A 12342-nucleotide genomic window follows, 5' to 3' on the forward strand; every position below is an offset into this window, starting at 1 on the left:
ATGGATCAAGACTCGGCAACCCCGGGTGTGCAGGACAAGAAGTACACTGAAGCCGAATTCAAGGCACAGGTCGACCTCTCCATGTGGGACTCGGCCGTTTACTGCGGCAGCTGCCACGTCGGCGGCGGTTTTGTGGAAAAGGACCGGAATGGTGTCCGCTACTCCCAGCGCCAGCCCGATGCGGGCGGCCTCTTCGACGCCTACCTCTTTTACGTGAACGACACCTATGATCCCCTGACCGGCATGCCGACCGAGAAGGTCGCCATGGCCCCCTGGATCTATCCCCAGTATGCGGATAACAATCCCGCCAACGGGCCGGTCCTCGCCCCCAACGGTTGGGGCCGCGCCGCCATGAGCCAGCCGGGCATGCCCATCAGCGACGGGCAGCTCATGATGCCGAACGTCAAGGAAATGGACTGCCTCTACTGTCACTTCGAGGGGTATGACAACCTGATGCACTCGGTCATGAACTACTCCGGTGCACTCAACGTGACGGCCACCGTGGGCGCGGGACTCATGGACACCAATAAGATGAGCCCCACCTACCAGGGCTACAACGTCTCCCTGGTGGACGTGGACCAGAACGGCATCGTCTCGCTCAACTCCACGGCCCTCAGCCGCATTAAAGCCAATCCGCCGGCCGACAACTGCCGGAAGTGCCACATGCCCACCTCGCTCACCGACCTGCCGAGCATGATGAAGGACTTCCTGTCGTCGGCGCCCATGATCTACACGGGCAACTTCTCGGCCTCCATGACCGGCCTCGAGATGCCCGCCTTCGACTTCAACGCACCCTTCGGCTTCACATGGAACTTCAGCCAGGGTCCCTACGGCATCTCGCCGGTGGTCAACGTCACCAACATCTCCAGCTACATGATCGCCGCCATCGGCTACCCGGCGGCCATGGGCCAGACCATCTACAACAGCATGCCCGGCTTCGGTGGCACGGTTATCAACCCGATGATCGGCGAAATCGGCGGCGGCAACAAAGCCGGCACCGGCCCGCTCTACTACGAGAAGCTCGTGTTCGACGAAAGCGGCAACCCGGTTATGATGGGCATGGCTCCTGCCATGGATCAGAACTCCCTCAAGAAGGGCATCGTTCCCTTCCCGCGGGCCGAATGGTTCAAGCGGGGTGACCTGTGGGACAACCGCGACCAGGAAGTTCACATCGGCATGGAGTGCGCCGGCTGCCACATGGATACCGACACCCTGAAGGTTGACGGCCCCGGCAAAGACGGCAAGAGCCTCTGCGATCCGGGCCGCGGCTACGACAGCGCCAGCGGCGTTGAGACCAGCACAGCCCTCGGCATCGACAGCCGCAACACCATCAAGAAGTGCGCTGACTGCCACGTGACCGGCAAGAACAGCGACGGCGTCGCCATCGATACCTTCAACGCTCCCAACCCGACCTCGGCCCACGCCATGTTCAACCTCACCGCTCCCATGGTCAACGCGGTCCGGATGAAGGCCGACGGCACTGGCGAAGAAACCTTCCTCGGCAGCCACATGGACATCATTGACTGCGCCGTCTGCCACACCTACAAAAAACAGATGGTTGTCCGCGCCCTCGACTCCACCTCCGGCAACCGCTACCCGAACATGCTCGGCTTCGACACCTCCAAAGGGATGCTCGGCATGTTCAACGAGCCGATGCCCGGCATGACCAATGAAGGCGTCGAGTGGAAACCGCTCTACACCTGGGCCAAGATCGGCGACGGCGACAAGATCCTGCCCGACGGCAGCGCCAACCCCAACTGGCGCCGCAAGGTCTACCCGATCAACATCATCACTGCAGTCCTCTGGAACAACATCGATCCTTCCGTTGATGCCAACGGCGACGGCGTCACCGGCCGTCCCGCAGCCCCGAACCTGACCTACTACGACCCGTGGATCAGCCGCGACATGAAGGCCGGCGTCAATTACGGCCCCAGCGGTTTCGCTCCCGTGCCGGTAGGCTTCGGCAACGGCGCCTTCCAGAGCGCCTACAACCCCGACGGCACCTTCACCGGCGCCTGGAACTACGTGGGTGTGTACGGCGGCAACGCGGTCTTCTCGACGCCCGAGGAGATTGAAAACTACAAGGCCTTCCGCAACACCATCGCCCCCGCCGTTGACGGCAAATCGTGGAGCGGGACCCAGCTGCTGCTTCTGGGCGGCCCCTACATGATCACCCACAACGTCCGGAGCACCGCAAACTTCGTCCTTGGTAAGAGCTGCGGCGACTGCCACGCCGCTGGTAAAGGGTTCTTCGACGGCGGCTTCAACATGACCGGTACCGCCATCAAGGCCAATGCCGGCGCCAGCTTCATGCAGTCCCCCGCAGAAATCCTCCAGATCGTTGCCAAGGCAGAGGATCTGGAAACCGGCGCCGAACTGGCCACCAAGTCGGGCGCTGCCCGCGAGGTCAAGTTCGAGGAGCACGGCGACTGGAACCCGGCCACCAAGACCTTCACTCCCAACCCGGCCGGTGAGTACAAGAAGGCCATCGATCTGAGCCGTAGCGAGGCCCTCTATCCCGATGAAGGAACCTTCACCGCCGCCGACGGCACTGTCTATCCGAACCGCGCCGCTTACGTCGCCTACCTGACCGGCATCGGGGCAGCTCCCACGGCAGACATCGCCACCGTCGGATCCAACAACACCGCCGGCCTCCCGACCACGGCCGAAGTAACCGTCACCCAAGGCACGGTAACCCTGGCAGCTACTGCAGCCGGCCCGCTCGCAGCGGACAAGTACTCCTACGCCTGGACCTGCAGTGATTCCAATGTTACACTTTCCGGGCAGTCCGTAACGCGCGCCTTCAGCGCCACCGGCACCTACACCCTGACGCTGCGGGTGAAGAACCTCAGCACCAACGAAGAGAAAGTCGACCAGATCAAGGTCAAGGTCACCGCTCCGGCTCCGGCCGCGGGCGTCGCCGTGGCCGCCGCCGGCATCTCCTACAACAGCCCCTCCGCCGGCTACGCCATCATCCCGCTCACCATCACCGGCGTGACCTTCAACAAGGTCAAGGTCGTCTGGGGTGACGGCAACACCAACATCTACACAACCTCCGACGCAAACTTCGTCCTGCCCTCCCACAAGTTCTGGGGCTACCCGGCGAAGAAATCCTTCACCGCCAAGGTCTATGTCTACAACGGCACCACCCTGGCGGCGCAGAACGATAACATTTCCGTGCTGTTTCCCTAACCTGATGTGAACAGTGTGCCTGCAATGCAATACGCCCGGGGATCCCCTTCCCGGGCTTTTTTTTGCGCGCATTCTCGACGACGCCCCGACCACCGTTGCGCATAAGGCCGGGTACGGCAGGATGTTCGACCCCGGCAACCGGGCGTGCGTAAGAAGTTGTCCGAAGCCGCGGGGCCTCTGGAAGGAATGGAGATGAATTCAAAGGGGAGCAGACGCAAAAAGGCCCGGAGCACCAGCTCCGGGCCTTTTCATGATGGTTCCTGTTTCAGCCTGAATCAGTTGGCGGGATAAACGGAAACTTTCTTCCGGTCGCGGCCCAGCCGCTCGAACTTCACCACGCCGTCGATCAGCGCGAAAAGGGTGTAGTCCTTGCCGCAGCCGACATTGGTGCCGGGATGGATCTGGGTGCCGCGCTGGCGGTAGATGATGTTACCCGCCTTGACGGTTTCGCCGCCGAACTTCTTGCAGCCGAGTCGTTTTGATTCCGAATCGCGTCCGTTCCGTGTGGAGCCGACGCCTTTCTTGTGTGCCATGGTGCTCTGACCTCCCGCGTGGATCGGATGACGGACACAGCCCGGCAGATGGCCGGGCCGTTTCGTCACGCGTCACGCTGCTACGCGTTGATCTTCTCGATTTTGAGAACGGTTCGGGGCTGACGATGCCCGTACATTTTACGGAAATTTTTGCGCCGCTTCGACTTGAAGACCAGGATCTTCTTGTCCTTGCCCTGGTCGACGATCCTGCCGACGACAGAGGCGCTGGGCACTAACGGTGTTCCGATAGCTACCGTTTCGCCGCCAACCATGAGGACGTCTTTGAGTTCGACGGTGTCACCCACCGCACCCTCAAGCTTTTCGACTTTCAGAAAGTCGCCTTCGGAAACTTTATATTGCTTCCCTCCGGTTCTGATTACCGCGTACATGTACCTTCACCACCTTTACGCAATTTTTGAAAGAGCATAGAAAAATATCCAAATTCCATCAATGAGTCAAGGACTTTTTTCCTCTCCCGTTTTGATGCCACTGTCAGATTTCCACCATGACATCCTCGCCCACGACCTGGGACGGATAGATCTTGAGGGTGTACTCAGGGAACTCCTTGCAGGCGCCGGTTTTCAGATTGAAGCGATACCCGTGGCGCTGGCAGGAGAGGTGCTCGGCATCTTTCACCAGCGCCCCGGAAAGGGGAGCCCCCTGGTGCGGGCACTCGGTCTCGCAGGCGTAGACCTGCCCCTTGGCCTTCACGAGGAGAATCTCCTGTCCATTAACGGTGACAACTTTTTTCCCGAAATCGGGGATTTCGGAAACCTTGGCGGCGAATACCATGCGCGTCCCCCTTGAGCCTGCCGTCAGCTGATGGCGATCTCGAACTGCTCCTGATGAAAACCGGGCTTGGCCCGGACCGTAATCCGCTTCTTGAACTTCTTCTCCAACTCCTCCAACCCTCGCCGCTCCTCGTCGTAGAGGAGATCGGCCACCTGGGGATGCACGGTGAGCATTACCTTGCTGCCGCGAATATCGAGCATCTCCCGGCGCAGTTCGCGGAATATCTCGTGACAGACCGTTGTCTTGGACTTCACGTACCCTCTCCCCTCGCAGTAGGGGCAGGGCTCGCACATCATCCTGCCGATAGACTCCCGCACCCGCTTCCGGGTCATCTCCACCAGGCCCAGATCCGAGATCTTCAGGATGTTGGTCTTGGACTTGTCGGCCTTCATGGCCTCCTCCAGCGCCGTAAAGACCTTCTCCCGGTTGACCTCCTTCTCCATGTCGATGAAGTCGATGATGATGATCCCGCCGATATTGCGCAGCCTGAGCTGGTAGGCGATCTCCTTAACCGCCTCCAGGTTGGTCTTGAGGATGGTGTCCTCCAGGTTGTGTTTGCCCACGAACCGGCCGGTGTTGACATCGATGGCGGTAAGGGCCTCGGTCTGCTCGATGATGATATAGCCGCCGCTCTTGAGCCAGACCTTGCGTCCCAGTGCCCGGCTGATCTCCACCTCCAGCCCGAAGTGATCAAAGATGGGCTCCTCGTCGTCGTAGAGCTCCATGGAGTACTTCATTTTCGGCATGAAGGTGGAGATGAACTGGACGATCTTGTCGTGCTCGTGCCGGGAGTCGACCACGATGCGGGAAACGTTTTCGGTGAGGATGTCACGGATGACCTTCTGGGTCACGTCCAGGTCGGCATGAATGAGACAGGGGGCATGAGCCTTTTCGTTGCGTCTGACAACCTCTTCCCAGAGCTTCGTCAGGTAGTTCATGTCGGCGACCAGATCCTCCTCGGTCTTGCCCTCGGCGGCGGTCCGAACGATGAACCCGCCCCCGGCCGGCTTCGCCTTGCCCACGATTTCCTTAAGCCGCTCGCGCTCCGGCTCATCTTCGATCCGCCGAGACACTCCCACGTGGTCCACCGTCGGCATGTAGACCAGGTGGCGGCCAGGCAGCGACACATGAGAGGTGATACGGGCCCCCTTGGTGCCGATGGGTTCCTTGGACACCTGAACCAGAATTTCCTGCCCTTCCTGAAGGAGTTCTTCGATGGGGTGGAGCGGGTGAAGAACCTGCCGTTCACTGTCGCTCTCCTCGCCGTTCACCTCCATGAAGGTCTCGAACTCCTCCATGGCATCGAACACATCGGCCACGTAGAGAAAAGCCGCCTTCTCCAGGCCGATGTCGACAAATGCCGCCTGCATGCCGGGAAGGACGCGTACGACCCTCCCCTTGTAGATGTTGCCGACGATCCCCTTTTCGCGGCTCCGCTCAATGTAGAGCTCGGCAATGGTGCCGTTCTCGATGAGAGCGATGCGGGTCTCGTGGGACGAGGTGTTGATCACCAGTTCATTGGCCATTGATGGGTATCCTGTATGAAAAATTGAATCACGATTCCTTGAAAAGCACCTGGAGCTTCTCGATCCTGGCCTCAGCCAGGGCTTCCGGCGCAAGCCCGGTGATGGCCGATACGAACTCCAGCGGTTTGCCCCGCCCCGTCACCATCTCCAGGGCGTTCCCCTCCACGGTGAGTTCGGCCAGCTCCCGGCGCAGGTCGTACTCCTGGACCCGCCCCTTCTTTTCACGACGCAGCGGAACGCTCTCCCGGGCAAGAAACGCCGCAGCCAGTTCAGGCAGGCCGACGGCCGCCTCCGGAGGAAGCGTAACACGGTAGCGCACTTTGTCCATTATTACAGAGAGGGAAGGACTGCCCGGAGGGATCACGGATGCCTCGACGATCCGTACCCCCTCGGGGAGAGCCCCATTGAGGCGCGTGCCGATGTCCGTCGGGTCGGCGCCGGGGAAAAGCTCCATATCGAGATATTCGGCCCACGATTCTACACCGACCGAAAGGGCGGTGGCAAATGAGAATTTGGGGTGAGGATGGAACCCGCGGGAGAAGCGGATCGGGATTCGCGACCGCCCCACCGCCCGGGTAAAGAGACCGATCATCTCCAGGTGACTCAGGAACCGCATGGCCCCGGTCTTGGTGTAACGGAGCCGCAGCGTTACCTTCCCTTCGACATCTTCCGCATCATCCTTTTCCCGCCGGGTGGTCGTACCCCGCCAGCCGTCATCGGCGAGCCGCAGCCGCACCTGGCTGAAATCACAGACACCGCAGCCGGTGCAGCGGCCGGTACGGCAGTCCTCCGTGGCCGCCCCCTGGCGCGACAGTTCCAGTTCGCGAAGAAGAAACTCCCTTGTGACGCCGAAGTCCAGGTGACCCCAGGGAAGAACCTCATCCGGCTCCCGGCGCCGATGATAGAAGGCCGGGTCGATACCGGTTTCCTCGAAGGCGGTCCGCCATGCGGCCTCGTCGAACCTGTCGCCCCAGCCGTCGAAGCGGCAGCCGAGTTCCCACGCCCGGCGAAGGGCGGCCCCAAGCCGCCGGTCGCCCCGGGCGAAGACCCCTTCCATAAAGGAGAGAGGCGCATCGTGCCACTTGAAAACCAGCTTGCGCGCCCTGAGCTCACGACGCAGAAGTCCCTGTTTCTCCAGGATCTCGCCGACCGGGATCTGGGGCTCCCACTGGAAGGGGGTGTGCGCCTTGGGAACGAAGGTCGAGACCGACACATTCACCTCGCCTCCGCTACCGGCCCGCCGCCCCTCCATCTTCACCTTGCGGGCAAGCTCCACGATCCCGTGCAGATCCTCCTCCGTCTCGCCCGGCAGACCGATCATGAAGTAGAGCTTGATCAGGCGCCAGCCGTGGGAGTACGCCTCAAAGGCATTGCGCAGCAAATCCTCCTCGGAGATTCCCTTGTTGATGACCCGGCGCAGCCGCTCGCTCCCGGCTTCAGGCGCCAGGGTGAAACCGGTCTTGCGAACGGTGCGGATGGCCTCCACCAGCTCATCGTTGAGGCTTCCCACCCGCATCGACGGAAGCGACACGGCGATCCGCTCCGAGGCGTAACGTGCCATAAGTTCGGTCAATAACGGCGTAAGGCAGCCATAGTCCCCGGTGGAGAGCGACAGCAGCGATATCTCGTCGTAACCGGTGGCCCGAAGGGTCTCCTCCACCAGCGCCAGGATCTTCTCCGGGGAACGCTCCCTCACCGGCCGGTACAGGTAGCCGGCCTGACAGAACCGGCACCCGCGAGTGCAGCCTCGGCTGATCTCGACACTGACCCGGTCGTGGATTGTCTTCAGGAAGGGGACGACCGGGGCAGTGGGATAGGCAGCCGGCTCCAGCTCGGCCAGAAAGCGGCGCTTCACCGGGCCGTAGTCGGGGCGCAACGGCTCCACGGCGGCGATCCTGTTGTTATCCCCGTACCTCACGGCAAAAAAAGAGGGTACATACACGCCGGCTATGCCGGCTAGCCGCTCAAGCAGCCCTGACCGCGCTCCGCCGGCACGCTTCCATGCCCGGAACGCCTCTGCTATTTCGATGACCGCCTCTTCTCCGTCACCCAGGAGAAATGCATCGAAAAAGTCCGCCAAGGGCTCCGGGTTGCAGGCGCACGGTCCGCCACCGATTATGAGCGGATGGCGCTCGTCCCGCTCTGACGCGAGCAGGGGGATGCCGGCCAGATCCAGCATATTGAGAATATTTGTGTACGAAAGCTCATACTGGAGAGTAAAGCCAACGATATCGGCACGATCCAGGGAGGTGCCGCTCTCCAGAGTGGCCAGCGGTATCCCTTCTGCCCGCAGTTGAGCCTCACGGTCGGGCCAGGGGGCATAGGCCCGCTCGGCGGCAACACCGTCGAGGGTGTTGAGCACGCCGTAGAGAATCTGAAGCCCCAGGTGGCTCATGCCGACCTCGTAGACGTCGGGAAAGGCAAGAACAAAGCGGAGTTCCGGCGTTACGGCACAGCGTGTGCCCACCTCTCCCCCCATGTAGCGTGCCGGCTTCTCGACGGCAAGTAACCTGTTATCTAACACTCTGATTATCTCCGGAATTGCGGATAAGTTCGCCGATTCGTAAATGAATTACTGTAGTACACAACCAACTGCCGTGACAAGCGAAATGCCCCTCCGGCACGGGCTACCTCATTTGCGGTAAACACATGAGCATTTGCGGTCGCTCCAGCCTAAAAATCACGGGCCATGCCCGAGCCCACCTCACGTAACATACTGATTTAAAATGCAGTTCCACAAACAAACAACAAGTGGCATGCTCCATGCTCTATGCAAAGGTACATCACCCAATTTTTTGGAGGTACTCGTAATGAAAAAAGTTCTGTCCACCCTCGTAGCCGCTCTTGTTGCCGTTGCCTTCGCCGGTACCGTTTTCGCCACCGAAGCGAAGAAAGAAGCCGCTCCGGCTGCTCCCGCCGCTCCGGCCGCTGAAGTGAAGAAAGAAGAGAAGAAGCCGGTTAAGAAGGCCAAGAAAGCCAAGAAGGCCAAGAAAGAAGAGAAGAAGGAAGAAGCTGCTGCTCCGGCTGCCGAGAAGAAGTAATCTCCCCTTCCCGATTCACGAAAAAAGCCGCATCCCCACGGGGTGCGGCTTTTTTCGTGTCCCGATGCCGGGCAGGGAAAACCTGCCCTACTCTTTCTGCCATACGTAAGGAGGATCAAGGTACGCGTCGTAGAAGCCGGGCCAGGCGAGAAAGAAGGTGGCCACTTCACCGACCCCGGCCAGAGTCCGCACCAGGGTCATCCCGACCCCCTTGAGGGGACCGATCAGCAGCCCCCTGCCGGCACCGTCCTCGGACCACGTGACGTAAATCTGCTTGGGAAACTCAGCCCACCCCGTGGCAACATTGGCAACGCCCCGGCCGAATTTGCCGGCCATGCCGTCGACCACCTCCTGGGCCGAAGCGTTGTCCACGGAGCGCACGCCGCCAGCGTACACAGGCGCCCATTGCCCGGCGATCAACACTGCAACCAGTGCCACCGAGGCGATAACCGCCCTCATTTGCCCTCCCCGCCGGAGGCATCCGGCTTGCCAGCAGCTGACCGGAGCCTGTCGTCCCGTGCCTCATCCCATCCCATCCAGACATATTCGGGCTCGATCATCGGATCATAGTAGCCCGGCTGGGGAACAGGGAAGAAAATCGCCTCCGCCGCTCCCATGAATCCCCGGTAGACAGTCATGCCGACCCCTTTGAGCGGACCGACCACGTAGCCGACGGCGCCGCGATCCCTCACACTCAGATACGACTGTTTGGGGAGCTCCACAATGGCCGTGGCGACATTGGTGACACCCCGGACGAATTTGTAGGCCATTTTCTCCACGATGAACTCGGGCTTGGGTCCGTCCTGGGCCAGAACGGGGGCAGAGACGGACAACACCAGGGCAAGGGCGAGCAACAGTGCGAAAGCGCGCATGTTTTCTCCTTTTGCTGCATGGTTGCAACCTGCTGTCCCTTGTAACACACTTGGGCCGAGGTGGCAAGCGGCAACAGGCCGCGAATGGCGGAGAAACCGTCAGTCGAACAGGGTCCGTTCCCGGGGGAGAAAGGGGGCAAATTTTTTCATGAGCTGGGCCAGCTTGTCGACATAATAGTCCACGTTCTCGTCGGGACGGGCCGGGTCGTACCGGAAGACCGGTGCGCTCTGCTCGTAGACGGTTACCCCTTTCCCCCGTCCCGTGACGTAATAGCTGATCTGATCGCCGGCCCGATACGGCCGGTCGGCGCGGAGCGCTATCTCGAAGGCCGCGGAGGGATTGCGTTTTCCGGCGCGGACCTTCTGCTGGTACGTGGCCGGCGACTCGCCGAGGGTCTCGGTGCGGACGAGCCATTCCACAGGAAACCGGTGTTCGCGGATACGGTGGACGTAGTCATCGTACAGGACCGGTACCTTCTGCGCCTCGTCCGTCAGGAGGAGGCGGATCATCTCCCCCATGAACTCGCGCAGGTAGCGCTCGATCCCCCGCGAACGGAGGGCGCTCCCCCGCACGGTGATCCGGCCGTCATGGCCGAGCAGAGCGTAGTTTTTGGCTTTATAGGAAAACATGGCACGGTAGCGGCCGGCCAGCTCGACCTCAATGCCGGCCGGGAGCGTAGCGGAAAGGGCGCGGACCAGAGCGGACTCGGCCTCTTCGCCGCTTACGCCGGGGGGCGGAATAAAGTAGACGCCGTCCGTGTCCACCTCCACCGGGCGGGCACCCCTGTCCTGTAACCAGTCAAGCATGGCCCCGATGAGCTGCCGGCCCGCCCGGGTAACCTCGGCGGCGGCAGCCGGATCGGCAAAGTGGTGGAGGGGCGCGCCCAGGTAGCCATAAAAGGAGTTGATGAGAACCTTGAAGGTTTGCTGGAGCGCCGCGTAGTAGTCGCGCCGATGGGGATCTGACTCTTCCCGGGCGCGCGCCTTGGCTGTCAGCCGGAACCGGCGAAGCTCCTCCAGAAGGGGGAGGAACAGACCAAGGTGCTCCCGGGCCGGAGCGATCTTCCGGGCAAGCATGAGCGACGGATAGAGGGAGGTCACGTCACAGTGGACAATGGGACCGAGAATGCCGGTCTCCCGTAGCTCCACATACCCCCCTTCAAGACCTGCACCGTCACCCCCACCAGGCAGCGGCACCGCCTCGCGCCGGTGCAGGTACTCGCGCAGGAAGAGGGCATTGATCTTGGTGGCGTTCCCCCTGATGACCGATGTCTGGTAGGTGTAGGGAAAGATGCGCGCCTGGAGGAACCAGGGGTAGGACAGGAGCCGGGACAGGGCCAGAGTCTCGCGGGTGTCGTCCAGGTTGTAGCGCTTCATGCGCTCCGGATCGGAACGGAATACCTCGTCCATGGCCTGTCGGTCCAGATAGACCCGGTCCGGCGCGGCCAGGCCGAAGTGGATGGCCGCCTGCTTGAGACCGTAGCTTTCCAGATCCCTGCTCGACACGTCGTGGATCTGGACGAGGAAGTAGGTATCGATGACCGTCCTGCCGTAGACGTCCCAGCGCGGGTAGTCGATGAGCCGCTCAGCCACGGAGAAGCGCGAAGGGTGAACCCGGGGGATGCTCCCGTCCCTCCCCCAGGCAAGCTTTACCCCGTGGCGGGCAGCCCGTGCCCGGATGTACTCCAGGTCGAAGCGAAAGATATTGTGCCCCTCGATCACATCCGGATCACGTTCCCGGATGATCCCGCCCAGCCGTTCGAGCATCTCCCGCTCGTCCATCTCCGTCGCCGACAGGAACGCTTCGTACCCGCCCTCCTCCATCAGAGCAATGGAGAGAATCCGGTCATCTTCCCGGTCCGGGTTGGAGAACTCGAACCCCTCGCCGCAGGAGGTCTCGATGTCCAGGGCGAGCCGCCGCAGGTGCCCGAACTCAAATCCCTTGAAAAAGGTCTTGCCTGTGAGCAGAAAGTGCTGGTGGACCGGGTCCGACAGATAGAGGTAGGGGGCGCCGGGCGCCGACGGGTTTTGACCGGTATGGCGGGCCAGAAAATCACGGGCCGCGGCGCAGCCGTGCCAATCGCGAAACAGTGCCATAAACCGGAGCTCGCCCGGTCCGGAAAGCGGGTGAAAGGTCACCTCATCCCGGAATCCATCCAAGAGCGATGGGTCCGTCAGGAGGATGAACGGGTGGAAGGGATCGTCCCTGACCACGACCCCGCGGGGAGTCCGGATGAAAAGACGGACGAACCGCCCGGCCAGTTCCGCTGCCACGATCCCGGCGGTGTCGTCGGCGCCGAAGAGGAGACGATTGTCGGTCCGTTCCAGGTCGTTCATGTCATGCGCCTCCCCAAAAACAAACGGCACGGTGTGGGACCGTGCCGTT

General features: G+C 61.6%; 10 protein-coding genes. 2 read left to right on the forward strand and 8 right to left on the reverse strand.

Annotation, left to right across the window (positions count from 1 at the left end; all coding sequences use genetic code 11):
* Window positions 1-3192 (forward strand): PKD domain-containing protein, encoded by a 3192-nt coding sequence (locus GS_RS16205; RefSeq protein WP_010943849.1) that lies wholly within the window; start codon window positions 1-3, stop codon window positions 3190-3192.
* A gap of 275 nt (window positions 3193-3467) precedes the next feature.
* Here the strand turns inward: GS_RS16205 and rpmA are convergent, their stop codons facing one another.
* The 5 genes from rpmA to GS_RS16230 form a co-directional block, all read right to left on the reverse strand.
* Entirely contained in the window at window positions 3468-3725 is a 258-nt protein-coding gene (gene rpmA / locus GS_RS16210) for a 50S ribosomal protein L27 (RefSeq protein WP_010943850.1), read from the reverse strand.
* A gap of 80 nt (window positions 3726-3805) precedes the next feature.
* Window positions 3806-4114 (reverse strand): 50S ribosomal protein L21, encoded by a 309-nt coding sequence (rplU, locus tag GS_RS16215; protein ID WP_010943851.1) that lies wholly within the window; start codon window positions 4112-4114, stop codon window positions 3806-3808.
* Between the two features lie 103 nt (window positions 4115-4217).
* Window positions 4218-4517: a Rieske (2Fe-2S) protein gene (locus tag GS_RS16220; RefSeq protein WP_010943852.1), complete on the reverse strand. Its 300-nt coding sequence runs from the start codon at window positions 4515-4517 to the stop codon at window positions 4218-4220.
* Window positions 4518-4540: 23 nt separating this feature from the next.
* A complete protein-coding gene (gene rng, locus GS_RS16225) occupies window positions 4541-6043 on the reverse strand; it encodes a ribonuclease G (protein ID WP_010943853.1) in 1503 nt (500 codons plus the stop codon).
* 28 nt (window positions 6044-6071) lie between these two features.
* Window positions 6072-8567 (reverse strand): TIGR03960 family B12-binding radical SAM protein, encoded by a 2496-nt coding sequence (locus GS_RS16230; RefSeq protein ID WP_010943854.1) that lies wholly within the window; start codon window positions 8565-8567, stop codon window positions 6072-6074.
* Between the two features lie 286 nt (window positions 8568-8853).
* On the opposite strand from GS_RS16230, the gene GS_RS16235 reads away from it, so the two are divergent.
* Window positions 8854-9084, forward strand: a complete 231-nt coding sequence (locus GS_RS16235; RefSeq protein ID WP_010943855.1) for a hypothetical protein — start codon at window positions 8854-8856, stop codon at window positions 9082-9084.
* A gap of 87 nt (window positions 9085-9171) precedes the next feature.
* Here the strand turns inward: GS_RS16235 and GS_RS16240 are convergent, their stop codons facing one another.
* The 3 genes from GS_RS16240 to GS_RS16250 form a co-directional block, all read right to left on the reverse strand.
* Window positions 9172-9543: an exosortase system-associated protein, TIGR04073 family gene (locus tag GS_RS16240; protein WP_010943856.1), complete on the reverse strand. Its 372-nt coding sequence runs from the start codon at window positions 9541-9543 to the stop codon at window positions 9172-9174.
* Window positions 9540-9956: an exosortase system-associated protein, TIGR04073 family gene (locus GS_RS16245; RefSeq protein ID WP_010943857.1), complete on the reverse strand. Its 417-nt coding sequence runs from the start codon at window positions 9954-9956 to the stop codon at window positions 9540-9542. Before GS_RS16245 ends, GS_RS16240 begins: the two co-directional genes overlap by 4 nt.
* A 99-nt stretch (window positions 9957-10055) precedes the next feature.
* Window positions 10056-12293, reverse strand: coding sequence for a DNA polymerase domain-containing protein (locus GS_RS16250; protein WP_010943858.1), 2238 nt, complete (start codon window positions 12291-12293; stop codon window positions 10056-10058).
* Between the last annotated feature and the right edge of the window lie 49 nt (window positions 12294-12342).

Origin of the sequence: Geobacter sulfurreducens PCA (genome assembly GCF_000007985.2) — a bacterium.
Classification (GTDB): Bacteria; Desulfobacterota; Desulfuromonadia; order Geobacterales; family Geobacteraceae; genus Geobacter; species Geobacter sulfurreducens.